Raw genomic sequence first — 16,303 nt, 5'->3', positions numbered from 1 at the left:
ACGGCTGACTCGGCCTGGGTCTAGCTTCCCTGACACCCGATTGAATCCTTTCATAAACCGGCCTTCCTCCGTCACTTCCCTCGTCGCCGATCGGTGTCACCCATGAGAGAGCCCCCTGTCCTCGCCGCGCACGGCCTGGGCAAGTCCTTCGGTGCCGTCCGCGCCCTCCAGGACGTCTCCCTGCACCTCCATGCCGGTGAGGCGCATGCCCTCGCGGGCGAGAACGGTGCCGGGAAGTCCACGCTCATCAAGATCCTCGCGGGCGTTCACCGGCCCGACGCCGGGAGCCTCCTCCTCGACGGTGAACCGCTGGTGCTGCACGGTCCCGCCGACGCCCGCGACGCCGGGATCGCCGTGATCCACCAGGAACCGACGCTCTTTCCCGACCTGTCCGTCGCCGAGAACATCTTCATGGGGCGTCAGCCGCGCCGCTCACTGCGGCGCGTCGACCACAAGGCGGTCGCCGAGGCGGCCCGGGTGCTCTTCGCGCGCCTCGACGTTGACCTCGATCCCGGGCAGCCCGCGCGCGGCCTCTCCATCGCCGACCAGCAGATCGTCGAGATCGCGAAGGCGCTCTCCTTCGACGCGCGCGTACTGATCATGGACGAGCCGACCGCCGCGCTCACCGGCAGCGAAGCGGCCCGCCTCTTCGGCGTCGTGCGCGCCCTGCGCGAACAGGGTGCCGCCGTCCTCTTCATCTCCCACCGGCTCGACGAGATCTTCGAGCTCTGCCGGCGCGTCACGACCTTGCGGGACGGCACCCTCGTCGCGAGCGAGCCCCTGGCCGGGCTCACCGAGGACGACCTGGTGCGCCGCATGGTGGGCCGCGACCTCGACGAGCTGTACCCGAAGCAGGCCGCGGCGGCCGGCGAGGTCGCGCTCAGCGTGCGGCGGCTGACCCGCGAAGGGGTCTTCACCGATATCTCCTTCGACGTGCGGCGCGGTGAGATCGTCGGGCTCGCCGGCCTGGTCGGCGCCGGCCGCAGCGAGGTCGCCCGCGCCGTGTTCGGTGTCGACCGTCGGGATGCCGGAACCGTCGAGGTGCGGGGCAAGGCCCTGACCAACGGTGCCCCGAGCGCCGCGATGGCGGCCGGGCTCGCGCTCGTCCCCGAGGACCGGCGCACCCAAGGCCTCGTGATGGACATGTCGATCGAGCGGAACATCGGCCTCACGGGGCTGCGCACGACCGTCCGGGCGGGGCTGATGGACCGGGGCGCGGAGCGCGACCGCGCGCTGGACTGGGCGGTGAGGCTCCAGGTGAAGTACGCGCGTATCGCCGACGCCGTCGGCACGCTCTCCGGCGGCAACCAGCAGAAGGTCGTCCTCGCCAAGTGGCTCGCCACCGGGCCCCGCGTGCTGATCGTCGACGAGCCGACGCGCGGCATCGACGTCGGCACCAAGGCGGAGGTGCACCGGCTGCTCTCCGCGCTCGCCGCGGACGGCGTCGCGGTGCTGATGATCTCCTCCGACCTGCCGGAGATCCTCGGCATGGCCGACCGCGTCCTCGTCATGCGCGAGGGACGGCTCACCGCGGAGTTCGCGCGCGCCGAGGCCACGGAGGAGACGGTCATGGCGGCGGCGACGGGGAGGGCGGCGGCATGAGGGCGTGGCGGTGCGGCTCTGGTGGGTTATGCGGAGGCGGAGGTGACGGCTCGGCTCAGGTACACGTACCCGCGCACGCCCGCGAAATGACGGCCCGGCTCAGGCACACGTACCCGCACGCTTGCACGCCCGCGAAGGCGACTGCCCGGCTCAGGCGCACGCACACGCCCGCCGACGTGACGACCCGTCATGCCTGCACGCCCGCAGACATGACGTCCCGGCTCAGTTGCGCGCACACGCACACGTACACGCCCACCGACGGAACGGCCGGGCTCACACCCACGCCCGACGACGTGATGGCCCGGCACACGCGTACGCACACGCCCGCGCCCGTGACAGCCCAGCACACGCACCCCCACGTGACAGCTCGACACACGTACACCTACTCGTACACGTACTCGCACCCCCACGCGACGGCCCAAACCCCCTCGTCCTCCAGGAGGTTGGGATGAGCGCGACCTCGCGGAGCCCCGCCGGTGCGGCCCGGCTCGTCGACCGTGTCCTCAAGGTGCGCGAGCTCGCCGTCCTTCTCGTCTTCCTGGTGATGATCGCCCTGACCCAGGCCGGCAACAGCGCTTTCCTGTCCGAGCAGGGCGTCAAGGACCTGCTCCTGAACGCGACCATCCTCGTCCTCGTCGCCACCGGTCAGGCCCTGGTCGTCATCACCCGCAACGTCGACCTGTCCGTCGGCTCCACCCTCGGCATCAGCGCCTTCGCCGCGGGCGACCACCTTCAGGGCGACGGCGGTTCCCTCACCGCGATCGGGCTGGCCGTCGCGCTCGGCGTCGGGTGCGGGCTCCTCAACGGTGCCCTCGTCAGCCTCGGCCAGGTGCCCGCGCTCGTCGTGACCCTCGGCACGCTGTACGTCATCCGCGGCATCGACTCCATCTGGGTCGGCCCGCGGCAGATCACCGCCGCCGACCTGCCCGGCGGCTATGTCGACTTCGGCTCCGGCGGCGTCCACGCGGTGCCCTGGCTCGCGCTGATCGCCCTCGCGGTCCTGCTCACCGTCGCGTACTACCTGCGGCACTTCGTCGGCGGCCGCGAGCTGTACGCCCTCGGCTCGAACCCGGAGGCCGCCCGGCTCGCCGGGATCTCCGTCCGCGGGCGGATCCTCCTCGCGTACACCGTGTGCGGCGCGCTCGCCGGACTCGCCGGCGCCCTCTACCTCGCCCGCTTCGGCAACGTCGACTCCGCGACCGGCACCGGTTACGAACTCACCGTCGTCAGCGCGGTCGTGGTCGGCGGCGTCGCCTTCACCGGAGGCTCGGGAAGCGTGTACGGCGCGGCCCTCGGCGCGCTCCTGCTGACGTCCGTCAACAGCGTGCTGCCCGCCCTCGGCGTCAGCTCCGTGTGGGTGATGGCCATCAACGGCGTGCTGCTCGTCCTCGCCATCGCCGTCGACCGGGTCGTCGCCCTGCGCGTCACCGAGGCCCTGAAGAAGAGGGCGGCATCGAACAGAAGGAGGGGCCGCCATGGCTGACACCCCGCTCACGCGCGCCGTCCGCTGGGACACGGCCGTCGGCGCCCTTCTCGTCCTCCTGCTCCTGCTCTCCTTCGGCTTCGTCGACGGCTTCGGCAACGCCCTCAACCTCTCCTTCCTCATCGGCAACACGCTGCCCATCGCCCTGATCGCGCTGCCGATGACGCTCCTCGTGGTCTCGGGAGAGATCGACCTCTCCGTGGCGTCCACGGCGGGGCTCTCCGGAGCGGTGATGGGCGCCCTGTGGAACGCGGGCCTCGCCATCGAGACGATCATCCCGCTCTGTCTCCTGCTCGGCGTGGTCTGCGGCCTCGTCAACGGCCTCCTCGTCACCCGGCTCGGCCTGCCCTCCCTCGCCGTCACCATCGGCACCATGGCCGCCTACCGGGGCATCGCGCAGATCGTCCTCGGCTCGGACGCCGTCACTGACTTCCCCGCGGCGTACCTCGACTTCGGGGCGGGACGGATCGACGGCACCTTCATCCCGTACGCCTTCGTGCCCTTCCTGGTGCTGCTCGCCATCGCCGTCGTCGTCCTGCACGCCACGCCCTTCGGACGGTCGCTGTTCGCGATCGGAGCCAACGAGGAGGCCGCGCGGTTCGCGGGTGTGCGCGTGAAGCGGCACAAGCTGTGGCTGTTCGTCGCCACCGGGCTGCTGGCCTCGCTCACGGGCGTCTTCTGGGCGCTGCATTACGCGAGCGCCCGCTACGACAACGCCACCGGACTCGAACTCTCCGTCGTCGCGGCCGTGCTGCTCGGCGGCATCGACTTCGACGGTGGCAAGGGCACCCTCGGCGGCGCGATCGCCGGGGTCTTCCTCCTCGGCGCGTTGCAGAACGCGATGAGCCTGCTCGACGTCTCCGCGCAGTCCCAGATCGTCGTCACCGGTGTGCTCCTCGTCGTGTCGGTGCTCGGGCCGCGCGTGGCACGCCGGTTGGCGACGGCACGCGCGAGCCGCCGCACGGCCTCACCCGTGCCATGACCTCACCGTGCCATGACCTCACCCGCGCCCTGACTCCACCCGTGCCGGCCTTACCTCCCCCGTACCTGACGACACCAACAGCGAACGCCCTCAGAAGGGGACCGACGATGCTCTTCCGCACGCCGCCTCGAACGCCCGCCCCGCGCCGCGCCCGCGTGACCCTCGCCGCCACCATCGCCCTCGCCCTCGCCGCCACGGCCTGCGGCGGCACCACCAAGGACTCGGTGCGCGACGACGACAGCGCCAGGTCCACGGACACCAAGGCCGACCCGGACGCCGCGACGAAGAAGGGCCTCACCGTCGGCTTCCTGCCCAAGCAGGTCAACAACCCCTACTTCACGGTCGCCGGCAAGGGCGGCGAGAAGGCCCTGCGGGAACTCGGCTCGACGTACAAGGAGACAGGGCCCAACAGCGCCACCGACACCAGCGGCCAGGTGAGTTACGTCAACACGCTCACCCAGCAGCGCGTCGACGCCATGGCCGTCTCCGCGCAGGACCCCGGCGCCCTGTGCACCGCGCTGAAGCAGGCCATGAAGAACGGCGTCAAGGTCGTCACGTACGACTCGGACACCAAGCCCGCCTGCCGGCACGTCTTCGTCTCCCAGGCGAGCGCCGAGGCCCTCGGCCGCGGCCAGGTCCGGCTCCTCGGCGAGCAGCTCGGGTACGAGGGCGACATCGCGATCCTCTCCGCGGCCCAGACCGCGACGAACCAGAACACCTGGATCGGCTTCATGAAGGACGAGCTGGACAAGCCGCGGTACAAGAACATGCGGCTGGTGAAGACCGCCTACGGCAACGACGACGCCCAGCACTCCTTCCAGCAGACCCAGGGCCTCCTCCAGGAGCACCCGAGGCTGGCCGGGATCATCTCGCCCACCACCGTCGGCATCAAGGCGGCCGCGCAGTACCTGTCCGGCTCCAAGTACAGGGGGAAGGTCCTGCTCACCGGCCTCGGGACCCCCAACGACCTGCGGAAGTACGTGAAGAACGGCACCATCGAGGCCTTCGAGCTGTGGGATCCCGCGAAGCTCGGCGCGCTCGCCGCGCACACCGCCGTCGCGCTCTCCTCCGGGCAGATCACCGGCAGGAAGGGCGAGACGTTCCGGGCGGGCGACCTCGGTTCGTTCACCCTCGGCGAGGGCGGCGTCGTCGACCTCGGCCGGCCCACCGTGTTCGACAAGGAGAACGTCGACCGCTACAGGTTCTGAGTCCTCAGTAGGGTGGACCGCAGGGCCGCCGGACGGCCGCACAGCAGGATGGAGCACCTGAGACGCATGGTCGGCATCAAAGACGTGGCGAAGCACGCCGGAGTGTCGGTGGGCACCGTGTCGAACGTGATCAACCGCCCCGACATGGTCTCCGAGGAGACCCGGCACCGCGTGCTGGCCGTCATCGACCGGCTCGGGTACGTACGCAGCGAGTCCGCGCGTCAGCTGCGGGCCGGGCGCAGCCGCATCATGGCGCTGCTCGTCCTGGACATGGGCAACCCGTTCTTCGTGGACGTCGCCCGCGGCGCCGAGCGCGCCGCGCGCGAGGCCGGGCTGCGGGTCATGGTGTGCAACAGCGGGCAGAGCCCCGCGGAGGAGGCCGACTACCTCGCGCTCTTCGCCGAACAGCGGGTGCGCGGCGTCCTGCTGACCCCCGCCGACGCGACCGGTGAGAACATCGACGCCTTCCGTCGGCATCACATCCCCTTCGTCCTCGTCGACCGGGTCGCCCGCGGAGCCACCGAGTGCTCGGTCTCCGTCGACGACGTGATGGGCGGGGCGCTCGCCGCCCGCCATCTCGTGGACGCGGGGCACCGCTCCCTCGCGTACGTGAGCGGCCCGCCCGGACTCAACCAGGTCGAGGACCGCCGCGAGGGGGCGCTCCAGGTGCTCGCCGAGGCGGGCCTCGGCCCCTCGGCGCTCCGGGAGTTGCCGACCGAGCGGCTCGACGTGGCCGCGGGCCGCGACGCGGGCGCCCGCATCCTCGGCCTCGCGGACCGGCCCACCGCCGTCTTCTGCGCCAACGACCTGCTCGCACTCGGCGTGCTCCAGGCGATGTACGCGGCCGGGGTGCGCGTCCCCGAGGACGTGGCGATCGTCGGCTACGACGACATCGAGTTCGCGGCCGCCGCCGTCGTACCGCTCACCTCGGTGCGCCAGCCCGCCATGACCATGGGCGCGATGGCGGCGGAACTTCTCCTGGAGGAGACCGAGTCGGACGCCGGGCCCGGACACCGCCACCGGCGCGTCGTGCTCACCCCGGAGCTTGTCGTACGACGCTCCAGCCTGGTCCCGCGCTGACCGGAGCCCCCGCGGCCCGGCCGTGCCGCGGGTGTGCTGCACTGGGCGGCAGACCCGCTTGCGACCACCGACCAGGAGCAGCCTTGACCGCCACGTACCGCCAGCCAGGAGTCGTCCTCACCGACCGCCGCTTCAGCGTGCCGCTCGACCACGACGATCCGGCGGGGGAGCGGATCGAGATCTACGCCCGTGAGGCGGTCTCCGCGTCGCGCGGCGGCGCCGAGCTGCCCTGGCTGGTCTACCTGACGGGTGGCCCCGGCTTCGGGGCCACCCGCTTCCACGGCAGGGAGTCCTGGCTCGACCGCGCCCTGCGGGACTTCCGCGTCCTCCTCCTCGACCAGCGCGGCACCGGCAGCTCCACCCCCGCCAATCGCCAGACGCTCCCGCTGCGCGGCGGCCCCCGCGCACAGGCCGACTACCTCGCCCGCTTCCGTGCCGACTCCATCGTCCGCGACTGCGAGGCGATCCGCCCCGAGGTGACGGGCGGCGCGCCCTGGACCGTCCTCGGCCAGAGCTTCGGCGGGTTCTGCGCCACGCACTACCTGTCGGCGGCGCCCGAGGGCCTGTCCGCGGCGCTCATCACCGGCGGTCTGCCCACCCTGGACGGCCACGCCGACGACGTGTACCGCGCGGCCTACCCGCGCATGGCCCGCAAGAGCGCCGCGCACTACGCCCGCTACCCGCAGGACGTCGAGCGCGCCCGCCGCATCGCCGCCCACCTCGCCGAGCACGAGCCGGTCCTGAACGGCGGCTACAGACTCACCGTCCCCGCCTTTCAGTCCCTCGGCATCCTGCTCGGCATGGGCGACGGCAGCCACCGGCTGCACTACCTCCTGGAGGACGCCTTCGTGCGCACGGCGTCGGGGACCGCGCTCTCCGACGCGTTCCAGGAGAACGTCCAGGCCGTCCTCTCGTACGCGGGAAACCCGCTCTTCGCCCTCCTGCACGAGGCGATCTACGGCCAGGGCGAGCGGCCCACCGCCTGGTCGGCCGAGCGGATGCGCGCCGGATTCCCTGAGTTCGACGCGGAGAAGACCCTGGCGGGCGACGAGCCGCTGCTGTTCACCGGGGAGGCCGTGCAGCGCTGGATGTTCGACTGCGATCCGGCGCTGCGCCCGCTGCGCGAGACCGCGGACCTGCTGGCCGAGCGCACCGACTGGCCGCGCCTGTACGACGTGGACCGGCTGGCGGCGAACGAGGTGCCGGCCGCCGCGTCCATCTACCACGACGACATGTACGTCGACACCGAGCACGCGCTGCGGACGGCGCGCGCCATCCGCGGGCTGCGCACCTGGGTCACGGACGAGTTCGAGCACGACGGGCTGCGGGTGAGCGGCCCCCGGGTCCTCGACCGGCTGCTTGCGCTGACCCGCGGCGAGGCGTGAGCCACGGCTCCCCGCACCCCGGCGGGGCTCGGTCGCACCCTTGACCTCGCCGGGGGCGGCGGACGAATCTGGGCGCATGAAGATCACGGACAGCGGCACCATCCTCTTCCGCAACACCATGCGCATCACCGACGGCCACCTCGACGGCTTCCGGCACGCCATCGCCCAGGCGGTGGCGTTCACCGAGGAGCACGGTCCGCAGCTCATGGTGGAGGTCTTCATCGACGAGGAGCGGATGCTGGCGTACAGCTTCCAGCTCTACCGCGACTCCGACGCGATCCGTGCCCACTGGCGGCTGTCGGATCCGTACATCCGCGAGGTGATGGAGCACTGCACGGTGCGGCACTTCGAGATCTACGGTGAACCGGACGACGACATCATGGCGGCCCTCAAGACCCCCGACGGCGAGTCCTTCCCCCTCACCCACACACCTCGCCTCGTCGGCTTCACCCGCCTCGAACACCCCTCCCACGCCGAGTGATACGCCCGTGGGGGCCGGGCATCGGCTGCCGACGGCGGGCCTTAGGCTGCCGCCATGACCGAGTCGCAGACCGCAGCCGAGGCCGCAGCGCCCGACCAGCTCACCCCTATGCCCGAGGACTGGCGGCGCGCGCTCGCCGTCGTCGCGCACCCCGACGACCTGGAGTACGGCTGCGCGGCGGCGATCGCCGGCTGGACGGACGCGGGCCGCGACGTCGCCTACCTGCTGGCGACCCGGGGCGAGGCGGGCATCGACACCATCGACCCCGCCATGTGCGGACCGCTGCGCGAGCGGGAGCAGCGGGCCAGTGCGGCGGTCGTCGGCGTCGGGACGGTGGAGTTCCTCGACCACCGGGACGGCGTCGTCGAGTACGGCACGGCGCTGCGCCGCGACATCGCCGCGGCGATCCGCAGGCACCGGCCCGAACTGGTCATCACGCTCAACCACCGCGACACCTGGGGCGGCGTCGCCTGGAACACCCCCGACCACGTGGCGGTGGGCCGGGCCACGCTCGACGCGGCGGCGGACGCGGGCAACCGCTGGATCTTCCCCGAACTCATCGACGAGCAGGGCCTTCAGCCGTGGAACGGCGTGCGGTGGGTCGCCGTGGCCGGTTCGTCGACCCCCACGCACGCGGCGGACGCGTCGGCCGGGCTCGACCGCTCGGTGGCCTCGCTGCTCGAACACCGCACCTACATCGAGGCGTTGACGGACGAGGACCCCGAGAAGTACTGCCGTACGTTCCTGACGGGCAACGCCCAGGCGCTGGCCCCGCGGTTCGGCGGGAAGCCCGCGGTGGGGTTCGAGGTCTTCAGCCGGTGAGCCCGCGCCCCTAGCCTGACGGGACATCAGGCCCGTCGGCCCAGGGGAGCGCGGCATGATCGACATCATCGGTACGGACATCCCGGCGGGCGAGGAGCGGCTGCGCCTCGACATCGAGGACGGGCTCGGCGTCCTCACCCTCTGCCGACCGCGCAAACTCAACGCCTGGAGCTGGGAGTCCACCCGCCAGCTTGGCCTGTTCACCGACCGGATCCGCTTCGACCCCGCCGTCCGGGCGGTCCTGCTGCGCGCCGAGGGCAGGGCCTTCTGCGCGGGCATCGACCTCACCGCGCCGGGCGGCGCGATCACCGGCCGCTCCGGTGCCGAGCGCGCCCACCACTACTACGAGGGCATGCGCTGGGTGCACGAGCGCTTCCGGGCCTTCGCCGGGCTTCCGCAGCCGGTGGTGGCGGCGGTGCAGGGGTACTGCCTGGGCTTCGGCTTCGAACTGGCGCTCATGGCGGACGTGCGGATCGCGGCGGACGACGCGGTGTTCGCCCTCCCCGAGGCACAGTTGGGCGTCGCGGTCGACGCGGGCGGGGACCTGCGCGTCGCGCGCGAGGCGGGCGCGGGGTGGGCCAAGTTCCTCGCGCTCACCGGGCGCCGCGTCGACGCCGCCACGGCCGAGCGGCTGCGCCTGCTCCAACAGGTGGTGCCCGTCGAGGAGTTGGCGGGCACGGCGCACGTGCTGGCGGCGGAGATCGCCGCGAACGCCCCGCTCGCCGTGCAGGGCATCAAGCGCGGCATCGACGCGTACGCCGACGCGGGGATGTCCGGCGCGCTCGACCGTGTGGCCATGAACGCGGCGATCACCCTCACCTCGGAGGACGCGCGGGAGGGATTCGGGGCGAGGGCGGCCGGGCGAGCGGCTTCGTTCGAGGGGAAGTGAGCGGAGCCGGGCGACGGTGCACAGGGGCGGACGGTGCCGTCCGGCGGCTCAGGGCGTGAAGCCGCCCCGCCCCAGCTGCTCGCGCACGGTCGTCACCGGAGGGCTCACGACGGCGCGCCGCTGCCAGTTCGCGCCGTCCACCACCAAGGTGTGGCCCGTGATGAAGCGGGCGTAGGGGGAGGCCAGGAACGTCGCCGCCCAGCCCAGTTCGCGGGGCAGGCCGACGCGGAGCGCGGGCTGACGGGCGGCCGTGTTCGGGGCCCGGTCCAGGTTGCCGCGGATGTCCGCGCTCATGTCACCGTGCGGCATCAGGCCCGGCACCAGGCCGTTGACCTGGATGCCGTACGGGGCCCACTCCACGGCGAGGGTCTCCACCAGGCTCTTCACGCCCGCCTTGGCCGCCGCGCTGTGCGCGTAACCGGGGCCGCCCGTCCACGCGTACGACGCCCCTACGTCGATGACCGACCCGGGGGTGCCGGCGGCGAGGTGACGGCGGGCGAACTCGCGCGTCATCAGGAACGTGCCGGTCAGCGTGGTGTCCACGACCGCGCGCCAGGCGTTGGGGGACATGTCCTCGGCCGGGACGGGGAAGTTGGCGGCGGCGTTGTTCACGAGGACCCCGGGCATGCCGTACGCCTCCTGCACCGCGTCGAAGACCTCGGTGACGCGCTCGGCGTCCCGGATGTCGCACACCGCGGTCCTCACGCGGCCGCCGAGCGAGGCCAGTTCGTCCCGCGCCGCCGTGAGCCGGTCCTCCTTGCGGCTCGCGATCACCAGGTCGGCGCCGAGCCGCGCGAACTCCGCCGCGATCGCCTTGCCGAGCCCCGTCCCGCCGCCGGTGACCAGGACGACCGTGCCGTCGTACGTCCCGGGCGGCAGCGCGCTCGCGCCCGGCGGGGGAGGGCCGGGCAGACCGGGCAGCCCACCGTCGACGCCGTCCGTCTCGTGGTCCGTCATGTGCGCATCGATACCGCCTACGGGACGAAACCTCCATGCCCGACTCCGATTCCGTGCCGCGCAGGCCGCGGAACCGCGCGTCAGCCGGGGCTCGGGCCGCCAGCGGGCGCCTGTACGGTGTCGTCGGCCGCCTCGACGGCCGGAAGGTCGTCCTCCACCCCGCCCGCGGCCTCGGCTCCGATGCGATCTGCGCACTGGACCTGGGCGGCCGCCAGGCATTGGACCGCCGACTGCCTGACGTCGCTCGCCGGTATCACGACGGCCGTGGCGGCGCGTCTGTGCGGCCGCGCGGACCGCTCGCGCCGCCCCCGCGCGGTCTACCCCGCGAGCCCGTGCTCGCGGCCGCCCGCCGCCACGCGCGCCACCGCGGCCTCCGTCTCCGATGCGAAGACTCCCGCCCGGCGGCGGGCCGCCTCCGCGTCGATGTCCGCCATGACGAGCTCGGCGTTGATCATTACGCCGGCCCGGTAGCCCATGCTCGCCGCGTTGATCACCTGTTCCATGGGGCCCGCGGCGTTGCCGACCGCCCACACGCCGGGGACCGTGGTGCGGCCCGCCTCGTCCACCGCGGGGTACGGCCCCACCGGGGTGTCCCTGGTTCCGGCGCCGAGCGCGGTGAGCAGGCCGTCGCGGGGCACCGGCCGCGCTGTGACGAACAGGACCGAGCGGGGGAACACCCGTCCGTCGGCGAGCCGGACGCCCGTCAGCCGGTCGTCGGTCACCTCCAGGCCGGCGACCTCGCCCTCCACCACCGAGACCCCGGCGGCCGCGAGACGTTCCCACTCCGCGTCCGGCAGCTCCCGCACGGTGTTCAGGAAGAGCGTCACATCCTTGGACCACTGGGTGACGAGCAGCGCCTGGTGGCTGTTGAACGGCTCCGGGGCGAGCACCCCGAAGGGCTGGTCCCGCACCTCCCAGCCGTGGCAGTACGGGCAGTGCAGCACGTCACGGCCCCAGCGCCCGGCGACCCCCGGCACCGCGGGTGGCTCGTCCACCAGGCCGGTGGCCACGACCACCCGGCGCGCGTGCACGGCCCCGCCGTCCGCGAGCCGCACCCCGAACTCGCCCCGCCCGTCCGGCAGCACCTCCGTCACGCGGCCCCGCGCCACCTCCACGCCGTACCGCTCCAGCTCCCGGCGCCCCTCGGCGAGGAACTCCGCGGGCGGCATGCCGTCCCGCGACAGATAGCCCTGCATGTGCGCGGCGGGCGCGTTGCGCGGTTCACCGGCGTCGACGACGAGGACCCGCCGCCGCGACCTGCCGAGCACGAGCGCCGCGCTCAGGCCCGCCGTGCCACCTCCGACGACCACGACGTCGTAACCGTTCTTCTGGGTCATGGTGACCACCTCCACGGGAACTGTCCCGCCGTCGGTGCGTTTTTGACAAACAGCTTTGCCGATGTGGCAACCCGTGCGCCATGATGGGAGCCATGAGCGACGAGAGCGAAGTTCCGCAGGAGCAGGAGATGGACCAGGTCCTCACCGAGGTCGGCCCCCGGCTGCGCCGTATCCGCAGGGAGCGCGGCGCCACCCTCGCGGGGCTCTCCGCCGCCACCGGCATCTCGGTCAGCACCCTGTCCCGCCTGGAGTCCGGCAACCGCAGGCCGAGCCTCGAACTCCTGCTGCCCATTGCCCGCGCCCACCAGGTCCCCCTGGACGAGCTGGTGGGCGCCCCGCCCGTGGGCGACCCGCGGGTGCGGGCCAAGCCGATCGTCCGGCACGGGCGCACGATGCTGCCGCTCACGCGGCAGCCCGGCGGTCTCCAGGCGTACAAGGTGATCGAGCCCGCCCGCACCACCCCCGCCCCGGACCCGCAGACGCACGAGGGGTACGAGTGGCTGTATGTGCTCTCCGGCAAGCTGCGGCTGATCCTCGGCGACCACGACGTGGTGCTCGGTCCCGGCGAGGCCGCCGAGTTCGACACCCGCGTCCCGCACTGGTTCGGGGCGACGGGCGAGGGAGGAGCGGAATTCCTGAGCCTCTTCGGGCCGCAGGGCGAGCGCATGCACGTACGGGCGCGGCCCACGCGCAAGGAGAAGGACGACTGACGGTTCCCCTGGGGCAAGCGACCGCTTAGTATGCGAACGAGCCCGGTCTACGACAGCCCCGTGGAGGCCCCGCATGCAGGCATGGCAAGTGCACGAGAACGGCGAGCCGGGCGAGGTGATGCGCCTCGTGGAGACCGACCGCCCGGAGCCCGGCGACGGGCAGGTGCTCCTGAAGGTCCGCGCCGCGAACATCAACTTCCCCGACGCGCTCCTCTGCCGCGGCCAGTACCAGGTCAGGCCCTCGCTGCCCTTCACACCGGGCGTGGAGATCTGCGGCGAGACCGAGGACGGGCGGCGCGTGCTCGCCAATCCCGCGCTGCCCCACGGCGGCTTCGCCGAGTACGCCGTCGCGGACGCGGCCGCCCTGCTCCCCGCGCCCGACGCGCTGGACGACGCGGAGGCCGCGGCGCTGCACATCGGCTACCAGACGGGCTGGTTCGGCCTGCACCGCCGGGCGCACCTCCAGGAGGGCGAGACCCTCCTCGTGCACGCGGCGGCCGGCGGCGTCGGCAGCGCCGCCGTGCAGCTCGGCAAGGCCGCGGGCGCCAAGGTCATCGGCGTCGTCGGAGGCGCGGACAAGGCGGCGGTCGCCCGCGAGCTCGGCTGCGACCTCGTCATCGACCGGCGTACGGACGACATCGTCGCCGCCGTCAAGGAGGCCACCGAAGGCCGTGGCGCCGACGTCGTCTACGACCCCGTGGGCGGCGACGCGTACGCCAAGTCCGCCAAATGCGTTGCCTTCGAGGGCCGCATCGTCGTCGTCGGCTTCGCGAGCGGCTCCATTCCCTCGCCCGCGCTCAACCACGCCCTGGTCAAGAACTACACGATCATGGGCCTGCACTGGGGTCTGTACAACACCAAGGAACCGCGCGCGATCCGGCGCTGCCACGAGGAGCTGACCGAGCTCGCCACCAAGGGCGCCATCAAGCCGCTGGTGAGCGAGCGCGTGCCGATGGCCGACGCCGCCGCGGCCGTGCAGCGGGTCGCCGACGGTGTCACCACCGGACGCGTGGCCGTCCTGCCGCAGGGCGGTGCCGCATGACCGACGCCGCCGAACTGCGCACCCGGACACAGGAGTTCCTCGCCGCGCACCCGCCCGCGAGCACCGACCGCGAGACCTTCCTCAAGGCCCGCTTCGACGCCGGCCTCGCCTGGGTGCACTACCCCGAGGGCCTCGGCGGCCTCGGTGTGCCACGCTCCCTGCAAGCCGTCGTGGACGCCGAACTGGAGGCGGCGGGCGCGCCCGACAACGACCCGCGGCGGATCGGGATCGGCCTGGGCATGGCCGCGCCGACCGTCCTCGGCTTCGGCACGGAGGAGCAGAAGCGCCGCTTCCTGCGCCCGCTGTGGACCGGCGAGGAGGTGTGGTGCCAGCTCTTCAGCGAGCCGGGCGCCGGATCCGACCTCGCCGCGCTCGGTACGCGCGCCGTCCGCGACGAGGCGAGCGGCGACTGGATCGTCAACGGCCAGAAGGTGTGGACCTCCAGTGCCCACACCGCGCGCTGGGCCATCCTCATCGCCCGCACCGACCCGGAGCAGCCCAAGCACCGCGGCATCACGTACTTCGTGTGCGACATGACCGACCCGGGCGTCGAGGTGCGGCCGCTGCGCCAGATCACCGGCGAGGCCGAGTTCAACGAGGTCTTCCTGACCGATGTGCGCATCCCCGACGCGCACCGCCTCGGCGCGGTCGGCGAGGGCTGGAAGGTCGCGCAGACCACGCTCATGAACGAGCGCGTCTCCATCGGCGGCATGCGCATCCCCCGCGAGGGCGGCATGATCGGGCCCGTCGCCAAGGCCTGGCGCGACCGCCCCGAGCTGCGCACCCACGACCTCCACCAGCGCCTGATGACACTCTGGGTCGACGCCGAGGTCGCCCGGCTCACCGGCGAGCGGCTGCGCCAGCAGCTCGTCGCGGGCCAGCCGGGACCCGAGGGCTCCGGCATGAAGCTCGGCTTCGCCCGCCTCAACCAGGAGATCAGCGGCCTAGAGGTCGAACTCCTCGGTGAGGAGGGGCTGTCGTACGAGGACTGGACGATGCGCCGCCCCGAACTCGTCGACTTCACGGGCCGCGACGCGGGCTACCGCTATCTGCGCTCCAAGGGCAACAGCATCGAGGGCGGGACCAGCGAGGTCCTGCTGAACATCGTCGCCGAGCGCGTCCTCGGACTGCCCTCCGAGCCCCGCACCGACAAGGACGTCGCCTGGAAGGACCTCGCGCGATGACTGACCTGCTCTACTCCGAAGAGGAAGAGGCACTGCGCTCGGCGGTGCGCGACCTGCTCACCGACCGCTGCGACGCCGCCTCCGTGCTCGACCGCGCCGAGAGCGGCGTCCCGCACGACCGCGAGCTGTGGAAGGCCCTCACCGAAGGCATGGGGCTCGCGGGCCTCCTCGTGCCCGAGGAACTGGGCGGCCAGGGCGCCACGCACCGCGAGGCCGCCGTCGTCTTGGAGGAGCTGGGCCGCGCGGTGGCGCCCGTGCCCTACCTCACCAGCGCCGTCGTCGCCACGGAAACGCTGCTCGCCTGCGACGCGAGCGAAGCCACGGAACTGCTCGGCGCGCTCGCCTCCGGACGCACGGTCGGCGCGCTCGCGGTGAGCCTCGCCGCCGCGCCCGGCGCCCCCTTCAAGGACGTACGCCACGAAGACGGCACCCTGCACGGGGAGTTGACCGGCATCGCGGACGCGGATGGCGCCGATCTCCTGCTCGTCCCGGCGGGCGGCGCCCTCTTCGCCGTCGACACGGACCAGGACGGCGTCACCGTCACCCCGCAGATCTCGCTGGACCTCACCCGCAGGATCGCCACGGTCACCTTCGACGGGGCACGCGCGCGTGCTCTCACGCAGGACGCGCGGCACGCTGTCGCGCAAGGGCTGCGGGCCGGGGCGGGACTGCTCGCCTCCGAGCAGCTGGGCATCGCCGAATGGTGCCTGACCGAGACGGTGCGGTACGTGAAGGAGCGGCACCAGTTCAACCGGCCCGTCGGCTCCTTCCAGGCGCTCAAGCACCGCCTCGCCCAGCTCTGGCTGGAGGTCGTGAACACCCGGGCCGCCGCCCGGCACGCCGCGGACGCCCTGGCCGCGGGGAGTGACGAGCCGAACCTCGCCGCGGCACTGGCGCAGGCGTATGCCGCGCCCGTCGCCGTCCGTGCCGCTGAGGAGGCCCTGCAACTGCACGGCGGCATCGGCATGACCTGGGAGCACCCCGTGCACCTGTACCTCAAGCGCGCCAAGGCCGACTCGATCGCCTACGGCACGGTCGGGCGCCATCGCGATGCGCTGGCGGAGATGGTCGAGCTTCCGGCGCCCTGACACCACCGCGTCACCGCCCTGACCTGCGTACACACCCCGACACCGTTCGATGC

The 16,303-nt window shown here is 72.8% G+C and carries 15 protein-coding genes; 13 read left to right on the top strand and 2 right to left on the bottom strand.

The features are described 5' to 3' along the window. Positions 1–102 precede the first annotated feature (102 nt). The 9 genes from ACF062_RS33185 (at position 103) to ACF062_RS33145 (ending at position 9,932) form a co-directional block, all read left to right on the top strand. The gene (locus ACF062_RS33185) at positions 103–1,602 is read left to right on the top strand and encodes a sugar ABC transporter ATP-binding protein (RefSeq protein WP_392143300.1); all 1,500 of its coding nucleotides are present in this window, start codon (positions 103–105) and stop codon (positions 1,600–1,602) included. 448 nt (positions 1,603–2,050) lie between these two features. Next, positions 2,051–3,085, top strand: coding sequence for an ABC transporter permease (locus ACF062_RS33180; protein ID WP_392143299.1), 1,035 nt, complete (start codon positions 2,051–2,053; stop codon positions 3,083–3,085). Then, on the top strand, positions 3,078–4,067 hold the full coding sequence (locus ACF062_RS33175) for an ABC transporter permease (protein WP_392143298.1): 990 nt from the start codon (positions 3,078–3,080) through the stop codon (positions 4,065–4,067). Before ACF062_RS33180 ends, ACF062_RS33175 begins: the two co-directional genes overlap by 8 nt. Positions 4,068–4,174: 107 nt before the next feature. Beyond that, on the top strand, positions 4,175–5,275 hold the full coding sequence (gene rhaS / locus ACF062_RS33170; RefSeq protein WP_392143297.1) for a rhamnose ABC transporter substrate-binding protein: 1,101 nt from the start codon (positions 4,175–4,177) through the stop codon (positions 5,273–5,275). Between the two features lie 57 nt (positions 5,276–5,332). Beyond that, entirely contained in the window at positions 5,333–6,355 is a 1,023-nt protein-coding gene (locus tag ACF062_RS33165; protein ID WP_392143507.1) for a LacI family DNA-binding transcriptional regulator, read from the top strand. Between the two features lie 83 nt (positions 6,356–6,438). Further along, complete coding sequence (locus tag ACF062_RS33160; protein WP_392143296.1) at positions 6,439–7,740, top strand: alpha/beta fold hydrolase; 1,302 nt, start codon at positions 6,439–6,441, stop codon at positions 7,738–7,740. 76 nt (positions 7,741–7,816) lie between these two features. Then, complete coding sequence (locus tag ACF062_RS33155) at positions 7,817–8,221, top strand: hypothetical protein (RefSeq protein ID WP_392143295.1); 405 nt, start codon at positions 7,817–7,819, stop codon at positions 8,219–8,221. A gap of 54 nt (positions 8,222–8,275) precedes the next feature. Continuing rightward, the gene (locus ACF062_RS33150) at positions 8,276–9,043 is read left to right on the top strand and encodes a PIG-L deacetylase family protein (RefSeq protein WP_392143294.1); all 768 of its coding nucleotides are present in this window, start codon (positions 8,276–8,278) and stop codon (positions 9,041–9,043) included. Positions 9,044–9,098: 55 nt separating this feature from the next. Further along, positions 9,099–9,932, top strand: a complete 834-nt coding sequence (locus tag ACF062_RS33145; protein WP_392143293.1) for an enoyl-CoA hydratase/isomerase family protein — start codon at positions 9,099–9,101, stop codon at positions 9,930–9,932. 48 nt (positions 9,933–9,980) lie between these two features. Here the strand turns inward: ACF062_RS33145 and ACF062_RS33140 are convergent, their stop codons facing one another. Continuing rightward, positions 9,981–10,889 (bottom strand): SDR family oxidoreductase, encoded by a 909-nt coding sequence (locus tag ACF062_RS33140; protein ID WP_392143292.1) that lies wholly within the window; start codon positions 10,887–10,889, stop codon positions 9,981–9,983. 317 nt (positions 10,890–11,206) lie between these two features. Beyond that, entirely contained in the window at positions 11,207–12,226 is a 1,020-nt protein-coding gene (locus ACF062_RS33135; protein WP_392143291.1) for an NAD(P)/FAD-dependent oxidoreductase, read from the bottom strand. Between the two features lie 92 nt (positions 12,227–12,318). Here ACF062_RS33135 and ACF062_RS33130 point away from each other — a divergent pair, with 92 nt between their 5' ends. From ACF062_RS33130 to ACF062_RS33115, 4 genes are all read left to right on the top strand, one after another. Next, the gene (locus ACF062_RS33130) at positions 12,319–12,936 is read left to right on the top strand and encodes a helix-turn-helix domain-containing protein (protein ID WP_392143290.1); all 618 of its coding nucleotides are present in this window, start codon (positions 12,319–12,321) and stop codon (positions 12,934–12,936) included. Positions 12,937–13,009: 73 nt separating this feature from the next. After that, positions 13,010–13,978 carry an NADPH:quinone oxidoreductase family protein gene (locus ACF062_RS33125; RefSeq protein WP_392143289.1) on the top strand — a complete coding sequence of 323 codons (969 nt, stop codon included), beginning with the start codon at positions 13,010–13,012 and terminating at the stop codon, positions 13,976–13,978. Next, positions 13,975–15,162, top strand: coding sequence for an acyl-CoA dehydrogenase family protein (locus ACF062_RS33120; protein ID WP_392143288.1), 1,188 nt, complete (start codon positions 13,975–13,977; stop codon positions 15,160–15,162). Before ACF062_RS33125 ends, ACF062_RS33120 begins: the two co-directional genes overlap by 4 nt. After that, positions 15,159–16,250: an acyl-CoA dehydrogenase family protein gene (locus ACF062_RS33115; RefSeq protein WP_392143287.1), complete on the top strand. Its 1,092-nt coding sequence runs from the start codon at positions 15,159–15,161 to the stop codon at positions 16,248–16,250. Before ACF062_RS33120 ends, ACF062_RS33115 begins: the two co-directional genes overlap by 4 nt. The last annotated feature ends 53 nt before the right edge of the window (positions 16,251–16,303 follow it).

Source organism: Streptomyces sp. NPDC015345, from assembly GCF_043078805.1.
Taxonomy (GTDB): domain Bacteria; phylum Actinomycetota; class Actinomycetes; order Streptomycetales; family Streptomycetaceae; genus Streptomyces.
The sequence above is the reverse complement of the archived record's forward strand: the minus strand, read 5'-3'. Positions and strand labels throughout refer to the sequence as shown.